At 41.4% G+C, this 15,205-nt stretch carries 14 protein-coding genes; 13 read left to right on the top strand and 1 reads right to left on the bottom strand.

The window, feature by feature from the left end:
* The first annotated feature begins 6 nt into the window (after window positions 1-6).
* From hemH to QUF49_RS17150, 10 genes are all read left to right on the top strand, one after another.
* Window positions 7-948 (top strand): ferrochelatase, encoded by a 942-nt coding sequence (gene hemH / locus QUF49_RS17195; protein WP_289496900.1) that lies wholly within the window; start codon window positions 7-9, stop codon window positions 946-948.
* A 5-nt stretch (window positions 949-953) separates the two neighbouring features.
* Window positions 954-2,360 carry a protoporphyrinogen oxidase gene (hemY, locus tag QUF49_RS17190; RefSeq protein WP_289496899.1) on the top strand — a complete coding sequence of 469 codons (1,407 nt, stop codon included), beginning with the start codon at window positions 954-956 and terminating at the stop codon, window positions 2,358-2,360.
* Window positions 2,361-2,534: 174 nt separating this feature from the next.
* Entirely contained in the window at window positions 2,535-2,657 is a 123-nt protein-coding gene (locus QUF49_RS17185; protein ID WP_289496898.1) for a hypothetical protein, read from the top strand.
* Between the two features lie 97 nt (window positions 2,658-2,754).
* Entirely contained in the window at window positions 2,755-4,032 is a 1,278-nt protein-coding gene (locus QUF49_RS17180; RefSeq protein ID WP_289496897.1) for an ATP-binding protein, read from the top strand.
* Window positions 4,032-4,601, top strand: coding sequence for a TetR/AcrR family transcriptional regulator (locus QUF49_RS17175; protein ID WP_289496896.1), 570 nt, complete (start codon window positions 4,032-4,034; stop codon window positions 4,599-4,601). The genes QUF49_RS17180 and QUF49_RS17175 overlap by 1 nt, the downstream gene beginning before the upstream one ends.
* Before the next feature lie 154 nt (window positions 4,602-4,755).
* Entirely contained in the window at window positions 4,756-6,894 is a 2,139-nt protein-coding gene (locus QUF49_RS17170) for a YhgE/Pip domain-containing protein (protein ID WP_289496895.1), read from the top strand.
* A 48-nt stretch (window positions 6,895-6,942) separates the two neighbouring features.
* The gene (locus QUF49_RS17165; RefSeq protein ID WP_289496893.1) at window positions 6,943-7,131 is read left to right on the top strand and encodes a hypothetical protein; all 189 of its coding nucleotides are present in this window, start codon (window positions 6,943-6,945) and stop codon (window positions 7,129-7,131) included.
* A gap of 85 nt (window positions 7,132-7,216) precedes the next feature.
* Window positions 7,217-7,414 carry a hypothetical protein gene (locus QUF49_RS17160; RefSeq protein ID WP_289496892.1) on the top strand — a complete coding sequence of 66 codons (198 nt, stop codon included), beginning with the start codon at window positions 7,217-7,219 and terminating at the stop codon, window positions 7,412-7,414.
* Window positions 7,415-7,493: 79 nt separating this feature from the next.
* On the top strand, window positions 7,494-8,648 hold the full coding sequence (locus QUF49_RS17155; RefSeq protein ID WP_289496891.1) for an ABC transporter ATP-binding protein: 1,155 nt from the start codon (window positions 7,494-7,496) through the stop codon (window positions 8,646-8,648).
* Entirely contained in the window at window positions 8,632-10,194 is a 1,563-nt protein-coding gene (locus tag QUF49_RS17150; protein ID WP_425590477.1) for a glycine betaine ABC transporter substrate-binding protein, read from the top strand. The genes QUF49_RS17155 and QUF49_RS17150 overlap by 17 nt, the downstream gene beginning before the upstream one ends.
* Before the next feature lie 230 nt (window positions 10,195-10,424).
* Here the strand turns inward: QUF49_RS17150 and QUF49_RS17145 are convergent, their stop codons facing one another.
* The gene (locus QUF49_RS17145) at window positions 10,425-11,147 is read right to left on the bottom strand and encodes an amino acid ABC transporter ATP-binding protein (RefSeq protein WP_289496889.1); all 723 of its coding nucleotides are present in this window, start codon (window positions 11,145-11,147) and stop codon (window positions 10,425-10,427) included.
* A 210-nt stretch (window positions 11,148-11,357) separates the two neighbouring features.
* On the opposite strand from QUF49_RS17145, the gene QUF49_RS17140 reads away from it, so the two are divergent.
* The 3 genes from QUF49_RS17140 to QUF49_RS17130 all read left to right on the top strand — a co-directional run bounded on the left by QUF49_RS17140 (window position 11,358) and on the right by QUF49_RS17130 (window position 15,190).
* Entirely contained in the window at window positions 11,358-12,344 is a 987-nt protein-coding gene (locus tag QUF49_RS17140) for a LacI family DNA-binding transcriptional regulator (protein WP_289496888.1), read from the top strand.
* A gap of 56 nt (window positions 12,345-12,400) precedes the next feature.
* Complete coding sequence (locus tag QUF49_RS17135; RefSeq protein ID WP_289496887.1) at window positions 12,401-13,702, top strand: ABC transporter substrate-binding protein; 1,302 nt, start codon at window positions 12,401-12,403, stop codon at window positions 13,700-13,702.
* Between the two features lie 162 nt (window positions 13,703-13,864).
* The gene (locus tag QUF49_RS17130) at window positions 13,865-15,190 is read left to right on the top strand and encodes a carbohydrate ABC transporter permease (RefSeq protein ID WP_289497690.1); all 1,326 of its coding nucleotides are present in this window, start codon (window positions 13,865-13,867) and stop codon (window positions 15,188-15,190) included.
* Window positions 15,191-15,205: the final 15 nt, after the last annotated feature.

Raw genomic sequence — 15,205 nt, 5'->3', positions numbered from 1 at the left:
TGAAGAGTGAGTAATAAAAAAACAGGAATACTCGTGATGGCGTATGGCACGCCAAGAAGTCTTGATGAAGTAGAAAGCTATTATACACACATTAGACGAGGACGTAAGCCTTCTCCTGAACAGCTCCAAGAACTAACTGAACGTTACGAGCAGATCGGCGGGATTTCACCGCTTGCTAAGATTACAGAAGAGCAAGCTCAGAGAATTGAAGAAGAAGTGAACCGCCGCTTTTCTGACCGTGAGTTTAAAAGTTATCTTGGATTGAAGCATATTGATCCATTTATTGAAGATGCTGTGCACCAGATGAAAGAAGACGGTGTTGAAGAAGCAGTTACTTTAGTTCTTGCTCCTCACTATTCAACGTTCAGTGTAAAGTCATACAACGGACGTGCGGTAGAAGAGTCTGCGAAAATTGGCGGACCGTCATTTGTAACCATTGATAGCTGGTATGACGAACCAAAGTATGTTCAATATTGGGCAGACGGCATTAAACAAACGTTTAATACAATACCTGAAGATGAGCATGACAAAACAGTTGTGATCTTCTCTGCGCATAGTCTTCCAGAAAAGATTCTTCAAATGGGAGATCCGTATCCGGCGCAGCTTCAGGAAACAGCTGATCTCATTGCGAAAGAAACGAATGTTCCTCACTATACGATCGGTTGGCAGAGTGCTGGTAACACACCTGAACCGTGGATCGGACCAGACGTTCAGGATTTAACGAGAGATCTTTTTAACGAGCATGGCTATAAGCATTTCATCTATTGTCCAGTAGGTTTTGTTGCTGATCATTTAGAAGTTTTATATGACAATGACTATGAGTGTAAAGTAGTCACGGATGAGTTAGGAGTTAACTATTATCGCCCTGAAATGCCGAACGCAAGACCTGAGTTTATTGATTGTTTGGCAACGGTAATTGAAAACGCACTAGCAAAAGAAAGAATGTGACAGATATGAGCGAGCGAAAGCACGTTATTATATTGGGCGGCGGCATAACAGGTTTAGCCGCTGCCTTTTATGTTCAGAAATATGCTAATGAATCTGGGAAGCCATTAACCTTTACTTTACTTGAAGGAAGCGAACGTCTTGGCGGAAAAATCGATACGATTAGAGAAGATGGCTATGTTCTAGAACGCGGTCCGGATTCTTATCTTGCTAGAAAAACAGTTATGACAGATCTCATTAATGATGTGGGTCTAGCTGATGAACTTGTATCGAATGAAACAGGTCAGGCGTACATTTTGCATAACATGAAGCTTCATCCGATTCCAGAAGGAGCTGTGATGGGGATTCCGACAAAAGTAATGCCATTTGCGTTTACACCGCTTTTTTCCGCAGCAGGAAAAGCAAGAGCGGGATTAGATCTTGTCCTGCCTAAACGAAGTGATGCAGATCGTGATATTTCTGTGGGGCATTTCTTCAGAAGACGCCTTGGTGATGAAGTGGTTGACCGCCTGATTGAACCTTTATTATCAGGCATCTATGCTGGACGAATTGACCGCCTCAGTCTGCAATCTACTTTTCCGCAATTCGTGGAAACAGAAAAGAAGCATAGAAGTTTGATTTTAGGTATGAAAAAGTCTCAGCCTAAGATCCAGAAAACATCAGTTCCACAAAAGAAAAAAGGTGCTTTTTTAACGCTTAAAGGCGGATTGTCATCATTCATAGAAGCTCTGTCAAAAACCTTGCCTCAAGATCGCATTAAAACTGGAGCTAACGTGCAGAATGTTGTGCGTTTTGAAGATGGAACGTATTCCGTGCAGTTAGAAGACGGTTCATCGGTTATCGGTGATCATGTAATTGTGACAACTCCTTATGGAATCACAAAAAAAATATTTGATGAATCTCTTTTCCCAGCAGGTTTTCATGATACAAAGCCAACTTCTGTAGCGACGGTCGCGATGAGTTTTAATGAGGAAGATGTGGACTTTTCCTTAGACGGTACAGGTTTTGTTATTGCTAAAAGTGAAAAGACTTCTATTACCGCTTGTACGTGGACGAGCAGAAAGTGGCCGCATACGACACCTCAAGACAGTGTAGTACTTCGCTGTTATGTAGGCCGAGCCGAAGATCAGGATATTGTTCACGAAACAGATGAAGTTATTTTAGAAAAAGTATTGAATGACTTAAAAAAGATAATGGGTGTTGATGCTCGTCCGAAGTTTTATCACGTTTCCAGAATGATTGATTCGATGCCGCAATATGAGGTTGGCCATAAAGACTACGTAAAAACGCTGCGCAGCACGTTTAACGAAAAGCTTCCTGGTGTGAAACTAGCGGGAGCCCCGTACGATGGTGTCGGCCTGCCAGACTGTGTGAACTCTGCTAAAATGGCAGTGGAATCTCTTTTTAAGGGGTAAGGTTGTATGTTCTTAACAGCTTATTTCTTTGAGCTTGCAGATCCTTTTTTTAAATGCAAAAAATAAATAAAGGCTCTTTTCTTATGGTTTATCGCTTTTAAGAATTTTTTCTTATCTTCATAAGCAAGTTGATTGTAGCGTAAGGTGTGAGACTCCTGCGGGACAGGTGGGCAGGTGAGACACTTAAGAGTGAAACGTTCGAATGTGGCTCACCGCCTGCCCCGCGGAAAGCGAAGCACCTGGAGCGAAAATCAACTTACTTTCAAAATCATCATTGTATGTAAACAATTTAAATAAAGAATTAAACGGCAAATGGATATGTTTGTCGTTTTTTATATTTTCTTGTAGAATGTTTCTGCTATACTGAAGAAAGAAAAAAGGGAAGGGGAGCATTATGCAGGCATTTATTGAACCGTTATTTGTGAATATTGCAATCATTTTCTCCTTTACACATCTTCTAAATATGTTCTTTCCCCTTCATCCTGGTGTTATTCCAAGTTATAAAAACCAAGTGATTTTTGGTTTGATCAGTGGAGCAGGAGCACTGGTTTGTATGCTGTTTCCTATTGAAACTCTGCAAGATTCATATTTTGATCTAAGAAATGTACCGATCATGATTGTGACACTTTATGTAGGCTGGCTGCCGGGGGCAATTTGTTCATTGATTGTACTTGTGGCTAGAGTAGTTATGGGCGGGGATCTTGTATGGCTTGGAGTTGTATTAATATTCTTGGCTTATGTCATCTGTTTGATCTATCATGGATTTTTTGATGAAGACAAACGAAGATGGATTTCTGCGATGTATATTGCTATTGTTTATACGTTGTTTTATATGTTGTTCATTCACACGTATTTAGATTTTCTGACGATCGATTTTTATTTTGTCTATTTCTCAAGCTTTCTGATCGCATTCTTTTCTTGTATTTTTTTAATTGAAAGACTCGTTAAGATCAATATGCAGTTAAAAGAAACCGTTTATTTAGATAAACTTGCCGTTGCAGGACAGATGGCTGCTGCGATTGCACATGAAGTAAGAAATCCAATGACAACAATCAGAGGGATGATTCAGTTTCTCGGGAGTACAACGACAGATGCTAAACTGAAAGAACACTCTCCTCTTTTGATTGAAGAGCTAGACAGAACGAACAAGATTATCACAGATTATTTGTCTATGGTTAAGCCTGATGTTCCAAAGCTTGAAAGAATTACGCTTGAAAAGGTTTTAAAGGATGTTATATCACTTACGGCTCCATACGGTTCGATTAATAATGTGGAACTAACAGCCAGTGAGATCGGCGACTACAAAGTTTGTATTGATGAACCGAAGCTGAAGCAAGGCTTGATCAATATTATAAAAAATGGTGTTGAAGCAATTGAAGAGGGTGGTACGATTCATCTCTATCCTTATAAAGTTACAAAAAAGAATATTACGATTGCGATTGAAGACAATGGTAAAGGTATGACAGAAGAGGAACTTGAACAGATCGGACTTCCTTTTTACACGACAAAAGCAAAAGGTACCGGTCTCGGCATGATGGTAACGTACAAATTGATTCAAGATATGGGTGGAAAACTTCGCTATGAAAGTGCGCTTAACGAAGGAACACGTGTACTGTTAACATTGCCGCTAAGTACAAAAGTAAGTCCGTTGGATAAAGAGGGGGTGGAATAATGGATCGCAGAAAAAGTATTTTAGAAGCAGCAGAACGTTCTTTTTCTATGTTCGGTTACAAAGCAAGTACGGTAGACCAGATCGCGAAGATTGCAAACGTTGGAAAAGGAACGATCTATACTTTTTTCTCTAATAAAGAAGAGCTGTTTTCTGAAATTATTACGAACCTGGTAAAAGAAACAAAATTGGCGGCTTCTGCTGCAATTAAAGAAGACCGTCCTTTTTATGAAAATCTGCATAATGCGCTTTATGAGGTAATTGAACTTCGGAGAACGCATCAATTGGCCGTCAAACTTTCACAAGAAGTGAAAGAGTTAAACACTTCACCCGTAACAGATGCGCTGCAAAGGATAGAAAAGGCTGTCTTAAGCTTTGTTAAAAAGGAACTCGATAAAGCGGTCGAAAAAGGTGAGATCAAAGAGTGTCCTACAGACATTGTGGCATTTATGATGGTAAAACTCTATATCGCTCTCATTTTTGATTGGGAACGTGATAACGAGGCTCTTCATAAGGAGAAAATGCTAGAAGTACTTGAGATGTTTGTGATGGATGGATTAAGAAAATCCTAGTGTTGCAGAAGTTGATAAAAAGTGATATATTTACTCGTGACCAAATTTTGATTCCGGTCATTTTCTAAAAGCGGACGTAAGAGTTCTCTTTTTTTGAAGTAAAATGACCATGTGACTGATATAGTCATTTAGTATTTAGAAGGAGTGAAAAATAGTGCTAAAAAGTATCGGAGCTCAATTTAGAGCGGTTTTTTCGAACAGAAAAATCGCTGTACCGGTCTTAGCCGTTCTTTTTATACCTGTGTTATACAGCGGAATGTTCCTTTGGGCGTTCTGGGATCCGTATGACAAGATGGAAGATCTGCCGGTTGCCGTAGTCAATCAGGATGAGGGGTATAAATATAACGGAGAAAACTTAGCTGTTGGGGATGAGTTTGTTAAAAAGCTGAAAGAGAATCCTCAGTTTAAGTGGAAATTCGTAAGTGAAGAAAAAGCAAAGCAAGGACTCGAACATAATGATTATTACATGATGATCGAGATACCAGAAAACTTTTCTGAAGAAGCAACATCATTATCAGGCAGCTCGAATAAAAAACCTGAAATTATTTATACACCGAACGCAGGATTTAACTTTCTAGCAGCGCAAATTGGTGGAACTGCCGTTGATAAGATGAAAGAAAGCTTATCCAACGAACTCACCAAAACATATGCTGAGGTGATGTTTGATCAAGTCGAACAGTTAGCCGGCGGTTTGGAGAAAGCTGCAGACGGTTCGAATCAAGTAACGGATGGTCTGAAGAAAGCTTCGTCTGGAAGCGGCGAACTTGCAGCGGGTATGGAAGAGAAAACACCAAAGATCAATGAACTTAACAATGGAGCAGCGACTTTCCAATCAAAAATGACCGAGTTTGATAGCGGAATTGATAAACTGCTTGCTGCTCATAAACAGCTTGCTGCAGGTCAAGGTCAGCTTAGTAACGGTGCACAAGCTTTAAAGAGCGGTCTTAGTCAGGCGACAGCAGGATCTGAAAAAATTAAGAACGGCAGTCTTGCATTACAAGGCGGTGCTGCTAAATTATCGAATGGCGCGAGTACGCTTGCGGGTTCTGTGAACGAATGGAATGCAGGTGCACAAAAAGCGACAGCAGGATCAAAACAACTAGAACAACAAATCAACGCATTGATTCAAAACCAAGAAAACATGTCAGATGAACAGGTTGCTGCTTCTTTAAAACAGCTTGCAGCGGCAAGCAATGAAATTAATAAAGGATTAGATGGTCTAACCGCAGCAACAGGCAAGATTGCTGGAGGTGCTAACGAACTTTCAGCAGGTGCTAAAAAACTGAGTGATTCACAAACAGCTGTGGCACAAGGAGCAGAGCAGCTTCATAACGGGCAGCTTAAATTAGCTGGCGGAGTGGATCAGCTTGCAAGTGGCCAAGCAAAGGTAAATGAAGGCACGCAAACGTTCCAATCTAAATTAGGAGAAGCAGCAGCAGGTTCACAACAGTTGTTGGCTGCCAGCGGAAAGATTGCAGATGGAACGTCAACGGTTTCATCAGGATGGCAAGAGGTTACAGGTCATGTGAAGGAAATTCACAACGGTGAAAAAAAACTTCTTGATGGAAGCGGCAAGCTATCGTCTTCACTCAGTGATGCAGCAGACAAAACAGGAGAACTTGACCCAGACAGTGAAATGTTTGAGAGAATTGCGAATCCTGTATCTGTAAAAACCAAAACCTTCTCTGATGTTCCAAACTATGGAACAGGTTTTGCTCCTTATTTCTTATCACTAGGGCTTTTCGTAGGGGCATTGTTAATGTCGATCGTATTCCCGTTACGTGATAAAGCAGGAGAACCGCGTTCAGGATTCAGCTGGTTCGCTGGTAAGTTTGCTTTCTTAGCAGTAGTGGGTGTTGTTCAAGCACTTATTGCCGATGCTGTATTGTTATACGGACTGGACATTGAAGTAAGTAACTTAGGAGCATTTCTCGGACTTAGCATCATTACTAGTTTGACGTTCTTAGCTCTCGTACAATTGCTAGTAACTGTACTAGGTGACCCAGGACGATTTGTAGCGATCATTATCTTGATTCTTCAGCTTACAACAAGTGCAGGAACATTCCCGCTTGAACTGATTCCGAACGGTCTTCAAGGCTTTAACATTTGGCTTCCAATGACATATTCGGTTGCAGGCTTTAAAGCAGTGATCTCAAGTGGAGATACGAGCAGCTTCATCTTCAACCTTTGGGTTCTAGTAGGGTTCATGGCACTTTGTATGGTTGGAACATGGATCTACTTTGCAACACAGATTAGAAAAAAGAAAGACACGGAAGAAATAGCAGCAGCTTAAATAGTATGAGAACACCTGAAGGGATAAATAGCCTTCAGGTGTTTTTTTGTGCTCGTCCAGCAGCTGATAAGCAGGCTGGACGAGCGCCATACGAAAAATACGAGCGCCATACGAAAAATACGAGCGCCATACGAAAAATACGAGCGCCATACGAAAAATACGAGCGCCATACGAAAAATACGAGCGCCATACGAAAAATACGAGCGCCATACTGCAACTGACTCTCCTAAGATTTAATCTTTAACTTTTAAGCCTCTTTCTTAAAGAATGTTGCTTCCAACTCATTTTTATTTTCTTCTATGACCGTTGATTGTAGTGGAAGGTGCGAGACTCCTGCGGGACAGGCGGGCAGGTGAGACACTTAAAAGTGAAACGTCCAAATGTGGCTCACCGCCTGCCCCGCGGAAAGCGAGCACCTGGAACGGAAATCAACCACTTCCAAGAGCAACAAAGTCACGCTTTAGATGGATCCACAACAAGCTTTAAACTGACACTTTCAAAAAAGATGTTTTCAAGTTAGCAAGCAAGGGAAATATGATAATTGGACATTCTAATGGATGCAGCTTATTTTACATATGACACAAAGGAGAGAACCACACTTGATTACTTTCAAAAACGTAGGGAAAACGTTCCCTGACGGTTTTGAGGCCTTGAAGAACATAGACTTTCAAATTAAAGAAGGAGAGTTAGTTGCGTTAATCGGGCCTAGTGGTTGTGGAAAGACGACAACCATGAGAATGATAAACCGTTTAATCGAGCCGTCAAAAGGGTCGATTTTAATTAATGGAGAAGATATTGCAAACCAAAACCCCGTTGAGCTGAGAAGGAATATCGGATACGTAATCCAGCAGATTGGACTTCTGCCTCACATGACGATTGAAGACAACATTTCGCTTGTCCCGCGTTTAAAAGGGTGGGAAAAAGAAAAATATGATGGCAGAGTAGATGAATTGCTTGATTTAGTAGGCTTAGATCCTAAGACTTTCAGAAAACGTTATCCTTCTGAGCTAAGCGGCGGTCAACAGCAGCGTATTGGCGTTATTCGTGCTCTAGCTGCTGAGCCCCCGATCATCTTAATGGATGAACCATTCTCAGCACTTGATCCGATCAGCCGTGAACAGCTGCAAGATGAGCTTGTTAAGCTGCAGGATACGATTAAGAAAACAATCGTATTTGTAACACATGATATGGATGAGGCGATTAAGATTGCTGACAGAATCGCAATATTAAATAAAGGTGAGATCATTCAATTTGATACACCAGAAAGAATATTGCGCCATCCTGCAAACGATTTTGTAAAAGGATTTATTGGCGAAAATCGTTTGTCTGCAGAAGATGCTTCAATGCCTGAAGCGGTGGATCTCATGAGACCGAATCCGGTTACTGCAAGAGTAACAAGAGGACTTGCAGAAGCATTAAAGATGATGAAACGATATGGTGTAGACAGTCTTTTGATTACAGATCAGCAAAATAAACTTCTTGGGATTACGACTCTAGAGAAAATTGAGCAGCATTTTCCTGAAGAAGATAAAACAGTCGGCGACCTTATGGATAAAGAAATCATTTCGGTTGATGTATCTGCCACATACACTGAAGTCGCTGAAATTTTCGCCACAAACGGAGTGCATATGATTCCTGTACTCGAAAACGAAAAACTAGTCGGATTGATTACGAGAGCTTCAATGATGCGTGGACTTGCTGGGCTGAATATTTCCGCACAAAAACCTGTCGAGGGAGGTGCGGGACTTGAATAATTTCTTTATCACCATGAAAGATACATTCATCAACAGATGGCCTGAAATACTAACAGGGCTTCAGCAGCACTTATTCTTATCGCTCGTATCCATCTTGATTGCCGCTGTTATCGCAGTCCCGCTGGGGATATTTATTTCTAGACGGAAGCGCGTAGCTGAACCTGTTATCGGAGTTACGGCGATTTTTCAAACGATACCGAGTTTAGCACTATTCGGATTTTTGCTCCCTGTATTCGGGATCGGCAGCACGACGGCAATTATTGCTCTAACGGTTTACGCACTGCTGCCAATCTTAAGAAACACATACACAGGGATTACGGGTGTAGATAAATCTGCCGTTGAAGCGGGTAAAGGAATGGGGATGACGAATTCTCAGATTTTACGCATGATTGAACTTCCGCTCGCTTTGCCGATCATCATGGCAGGTCTCAGAACGGCAACGGTATTAACGATTGGTGTTGCGACGCTTGCAGCCTTTATCGGGGCAGGCGGACTTGGGGATCTCATCTACAGGGGTCTTTCTACTACACGAAATGAGCTTGTATTAGCAGGAGCTATTCCAGCAGCTTTACTTGCTATTGTATTTGACTTTATCCTTCGACGTATTGAATTAGCAACAGAGCCAAAGGCTTCAAAGAAGCGCGGTTCATGGAAACTGCCTGTACTTCTTGGTGTGCCAATCGCGGCGCTTATACTTTTCTTCGTACTTCGAGGTGGTGGTGACGAAGATGCTATCGTGATCACAGGTAAGAAGTGGACAGAGCAATATATCCTTCCATATGTGATTTCTGAATATGTGAAAGATAAGACAGACTATCCTGTCGTCGTTAAAGAAGCAATCGGTGAAACGCCAATCTTAACGGAAGCGATTAAGAAAGGTGACATCGATCTATACGTGGAGTATACGGGTACAGGTTATTTAACGATTTTAAAAGAGAAATATGATCCTAGCATGACGCCTGACGAGATCTATGAAGTTGTAAAAAAAGGCTATGCAAAGGAATACAACTTGAAATGGACAAAGCCGCTTGGTTTTGAGAACACGTATGCTGTAGCACTGAATCCTGAGACGGCGAAACAGGTAAATGTTAAAACAATTTCTGAATTAGCACCTAAATCAAATCAGCTTTCTTTTGGCGGTCCAACTGAGTTTTTCGAACGTGAAGATGGCTACACGCCATTTGTGGAAACGTATGATTTAAACTTCCAATCGAAGAAAAGCTTAGATCCGAATTTAATGTATTCTGCTGTAAAAGAAGGAAAAGTGGATGTGATTCCAGCTTATACGACAGATGGGAGAATCGTTCGCTTTAACTTAAAGACGTTGGAAGACGATAAAAAATTCTTCCCGCCTTATTATGCAGTTCCCATTGTAAGAGAGGATACGCTGAAGGAATATCCTAAGCTTGAGGGCGTACTCAATGATCTCGAAGGTAAAATTTCAGAGAAAGATATGGCAGAAATGAACGCAAAAGTAGATCTTGATAAAGAAGATCCGCGTAAAGTAGCCAAGGACTTCCTGAAAAACAAAGGATTAATTAAATAAAGTGAAAAACTGGACTCTTTTTAGGGGTCCAGTTTTTTTGTGGTATATGGAATGAAGTCAAAGCTCGGGGTGATTAAGTCCAAATGGTAACTAATTAAGTCTAAACATCAACCAATTAAGTCTAAAATCAAAAATAAAGGCTATTCGACATTTCTGCTATAAGAAACTTACTTCCGAACAGACTGCAAAATAAAAGCCAGCTCACCTAATACCAGTGAGCCGGCTTCCAACTATAGTACTTTACTCAAAAACGACTTCGTACGTTCATGCTGGGCATTGCCGAACAACTCAGAAGGGACGTTCTCCTCGACGATATAACCGCCATCCATAAAAATCACTCGGTCACCGACTTCGCGAGCAAAGCCCATCTCATGTGTAACAACGATCATCGTCATGCCTTCGCGAGCGAGGTCTTTCATAACCTCCAGCACTTCACCGACCATTTCAGGGTCTAAAGCGGATGTTGGTTCATCAAACAGCATGATTTTCGGATCCATCGCAAGTGCACGGGCAATAGCAACACGCTGTTTTTGGCCGCCGCTCAGCTGTGAAGGATACGCGTTTGCTTTGTCTTGGAGTCCAACTTTAGCAAGCAGTTTTAATGCTTTGTCTCGTGCAGCTTCTTTATTTGCATTTTTCACTTTAAGTGGTGCAAGCGTTACGTTTTCAAGAACCGTTTTGTGAGGAAAGAGATTAAATTGCTGAAACACCATTCCCACATCTTCACGGATTTTATTAATGTTTGTTTTCGGATCAGTAATGTCTGTTCCGTCAACCAGCACTTGTCCGCCAGTAATGTCTTCAAGTTTATTGATGCAGCGGAGAAATGTACTTTTACCTGAGCCAGAAGGGCCGATCACGCAAACAACTTCTTGTGGTTTAATTTCTGCATTGATGTCCTTAAGTACCTCAAGATCACCGAAGGACTTTTTTAAATTTTTTACTTTAATCATGGTCCGGCTCCTTTCAAAGATCAAACAAAATGTGTATGTATTTTATCATAAGTTCGTTTGAATCGGTGTATCTCCTGCTTTATTTGAAATCTTTAAATGCAAAACTTTCTGAAAAAAATGATTGACCTGTGAATATTCAGTGAACTATACTCGGATTATGAAAACGATTTCATGAATTCGATTCCACAATTGTTTTAAGAGGAGAATCTGATGGCAACCATTCAAGATGTGGCGAAAAAGGCAGGATTATCCCGCACGACCGTTTCAAGGGTGATCAATGAACATCCCTATGTGACGGAGGAGAAAAAAAGGCTTGTAACACAGGCGATGCAAGAACTGAATTACGTGCCCAATTCATCGGCAAGAAGGTTGAGAAGGCAACAGACAGAAACAATCGCTGTCTATGTTCCTCGAATCACTAACCCATTTTTCAGTCACCTTGTTGAAGTGATGGAGAAGGAAGCAGCCAAAAAAGGCTATCAGCTTATTTTGTGCCAAACCCGTTACAAAAAGGAACAGGAGCGTAACTTCTTAGAGCTTTTAAAAACGAAGCAAGTAGACGGTCTGATCTTAACTTCTATTGAGAACGATTGGAGTGAGTTCGAACCCTATTTATCGTTCGGTCCAATCGTTGTATGCAATGAGTATTCGGACACGGCTCAAGTACCTTCTGTGTACTTAAATCAGATCGAAGGAAGCTACTTAGGAACAAAGCATCTGATCGATCAAGGCTACACAAAAATTGGTTATTGTACGGGTAACCACAAAAGCTCCAGAATTTCGAAGGACAGAAAGATCGGTTTCTTGCAAGCTCTTGATGACGCTGGTATCGCGATGAAGGAAGAGTGGTTCTTTTACAATGCGTATAGTGTGCAAGACGGTTTTGACGCATTTCGAGAATTAAGTAAGCTGGATGATCCACCGCATGCTGTTTTTACGGGCAGTGATGAAGTGGCAGCGGGCATTCATAAAGCCGCACACGATGCAGGATGGAGAGTACCCGAAGATCTAGCTATAATCGGTTTTGATAATCAGCCTTTAGCCGAACTTATGGATTTGACGACGATTGAACAGCCGATTGATACCATCGCCCGTCAGGCAATGAATTTGATGGTTGAAGCCATTCAAGCGAAAAAACCACTGAGACGTAAAGAAGTGATTCTGCCTTTTCAATTAATCAAGCGGTCCTCAACTTAAAATTTTTTTCGATGAAATGTAATCGTTTACAAAACAGGAGATTTGGGGGAAATACAATGAAAAAGCTTAAGAAAATCTCAAAAGTTATTTCTACTTCACTAGCGCTGTCACTTGTACTTGCAGCATGTTCGGATAAAGAAGAAGTCAGCAGCAATAAATCCGGCGGCGATAAAGACGAAAAAGTAACAATCGTTTATGCTCGTGGTAAGGATGACACACAAGGGACAACAGCAATGGTGGAAGCTTTTGAAAAGAAATACCCTAACATTGACGTGAAGTTTAAAGAGATGCCTGCAGATACAGGAAAACAGCATGATGCTTATGTAACGGCATTCAACGCAAATTCTGATGAGATCGATGTTATTGATCTAGACGTTATCTGGCCGGCTGAATTTGCACAAGCAGGATTCTTGATGCCGCTTGACCGTTTTATGGAAAAAGACGGAATCAATCCAGACGATTATAACCAAGGAGCAATCAGTGCTGCTAAATTTAAAGGCAAGCAATGGGCGCTGCCTAAATTTATTGATGCAGGTATGCTTTTCTACCGCACTGACTTAGTTGACGAAGGTTCAGTTCCGAAAACGTGGGATGAGCTTTTAGCAAAAGCGAAAGAAACGAAAGGCCAAGGCGGAACACAGTTCGGCTACTTGATGCAAGCGAAGCAATATGAAGGTCTTGTATGTAATGCGGTTGAATTTATCGCATCATACGGTGGAGAAATCATCGACGAAAACGGTGAAGTTAAAGTGGACTCACCAGAAGCGATCAAAGGGATCTCTAAACTAGTTGAAGTAGTAAACTCTGATGTTGTACCGCAAAACATCACAACGTTTGCTGAGCCTGAGTCTCATACAGCATTCATTAATGGACAAGCTGGTCTGATCCGTAACTGGCCGTACCAATTTGCACTAGCAAACGATGAAAAGCAATCTAAAATCGTAGGTAAAGTAGGAGTAGCTCCACTTCCAGCTGGTGATGCAGGTTCTGCAGCAGCACTTGGCGGCTGGATGGCTGGTATCAACAAAAACACGAAACACCCTGAAGAAGCTTGGAAGTTCTTGAGCTTCATGGCTGGTAAAGAAGGACAAAAGATCGACGCGATCAAAGGCGGACATGCTCCAACGATTCTTTCACTGTATGACGATCAAGAGATTCTAGATGCAAACCCTTATTACAAAGATGAAGGATTTGTAAAAGCTCTTGAAGCAGCAGTATCCCGTCCGGTAGCACCGAACTACCCAGAGATCTCTGACATCATCCAAGTTCAAGTTTCTCAAGCTGTAGCGAAAAAGATCACACCTGAACAAGCAGCGAAGAACATGCAAAAAGAGATTTCAGAAAAGCTTGTAAAGTAAGGAAAGTAAATGGATCAGGGGTATGCCTTTCTGTAGGAAAGGCTCCCCTTATCTTAATAACTGGTATCGATTCCACAAAGAGTGAAATGGATGGACGTTACAGCGCCCGTCCGTCGATTGCATTCGAACAGTAAGGAGCTGAAACTTTTGAAACCAGATCTAATGCCTAACAAACAAAAGCCGATCGCAGCGACAAAGCCTCAGAAAAAGAAAAAACGTTCTGACCGTTCCATCGGCTACATGCTGATTGCTCCATCTATGATTTTAATTTTAATTATTGCGATATGGCCCGTTTTTCAGTCTTTTTATTACAGTATGTTTGATTTGCGGCTGAATAATCCAGCCAAATCCGAAGCCTATGTTTCTTATAAAGTGAATCTGCAGACGTATTTGGATAATTATCCATTTTTGATTAGTACGTTAGAAGATGAGATGGATACAGCCTCTGGCAAAACAAAGTCAGAGCTTGAGAAAATAAAAGCAAATCTAGAAAAAGTGGATGCTGAATTAATAGCAGACAGTGAGCTTAAGAGTAAATATGATCAGGTAGACGAGAAGCTAACGGTCATGGAGCCGATCAGCGAAGAGCTTGCGGTTTCAGATTTGAATAAAGAAGTAGCTTTAGAACTTGAGAAGGCTGTCAATGATTCAACAGACTCGATTCGAGATTTAAAGGGTGAACTGAAAAATCCTGAAGACTTGATCGGTTTATCTTCATCATTAGAAGACTCTGTGATTACGCCTAACTTTATCGGTTTGAAGCACTATAAAGAAAATTTAACAGATAGCCGTATGTGGAAGGCAATCCAAAATACGACCGTCTTTACACTAATCTCTGTTTTTGCAGAGCTCGTTATTGGTTTAGCCATTGCCCTGCTTATCAACAAAGCTTTCTTTGGCAGAGGATTAGTTCGAGCGACGATTCTCATTCCTTGGGCGATCCCGACAGCCGTTTCAGCATTCATGTGGAAGTACTTATATGACGGGCAGAACGGAATTGTGGCAAAAACCTTTGCTGAGATCGGGTTATTTGACCAAATGACAGATATGCTGACAACCAGCACAGGCGCTATGTTTGCCGTAATATTCGCAGACGTATGGAAAACGACTCCTTATATGGCACTCTTGCTATTAGCAGGGCTGCAGACGATACCGAGTTCTTTGTATGAAGCAGCAGCAATTGATGGCGCTAATAAATGGAAGCAGTTTTTAAAGATCACGTTGCCTTTATTAAAATCAAGCATTCTAGTCGCATTGTTATTCCGTACATTGGATGCATTCCGAGTATTCGACTTAATCTATGTTTTAACTGGCGGGGGACCAGCCAACTCTACGGAAACCATCTCCATACTTGCTTATAAAGTGATGTTCGCACAAACGAATTTTGGTGAAGGCTCGGCGCTCTCGGTTATCGTGTTTGTCTGTGTAGCGATCATCTCTATGATCTACATTAAGTTCTTAGGCCGTGACCTTTTGAATGACAAATAAAAACGGAACAGATAA

Origin of the sequence: Fictibacillus sp. b24 (genome assembly GCF_030348825.1) — a bacterium.
GTDB lineage: Bacteria > Bacillota > Bacilli > Bacillales > Fictibacillaceae > Fictibacillus.
This window is presented reverse-complemented; position numbering and strand designations above follow the sequence as displayed.

Excerpts from the sequence above, each read along its gene's own strand:
- QUF49_RS17175 (WP_289496896.1), top strand. The coding sequence starts at position 4,032 with ATGGATCGCAGAAAAAGTATTTTAGAAGCAGCAGAACGTTCTTTTTCT.
- QUF49_RS17140 (WP_289496888.1), top strand. The coding sequence starts at position 11,358 with ATGGCAACCATTCAAGATGTGGCGAAAAAGGCAGGATTATCCCGCACG.
- QUF49_RS17130 (WP_289497690.1), top strand. The coding sequence starts at position 13,865 with ATGCCTAACAAACAAAAGCCGATCGCAGCGACAAAGCCTCAGAAAAAG.
- QUF49_RS17145 (WP_289496889.1), bottom strand. The coding sequence starts at position 11,147 with ATGATTAAAGTAAAAAATTTAAAAAAGTCCTTCGGTGATCTTGAGGTA.
- QUF49_RS17135 (WP_289496887.1), top strand. The coding sequence starts at position 12,401 with ATGAAAAAGCTTAAGAAAATCTCAAAAGTTATTTCTACTTCACTAGCG.
- QUF49_RS17180 (WP_289496897.1), top strand. The coding sequence starts at position 2,755 with ATGCAGGCATTTATTGAACCGTTATTTGTGAATATTGCAATCATTTTC.
- hemY (WP_289496899.1), top strand. The coding sequence starts at position 954 with ATGAGCGAGCGAAAGCACGTTATTATATTGGGCGGCGGCATAACAGGT.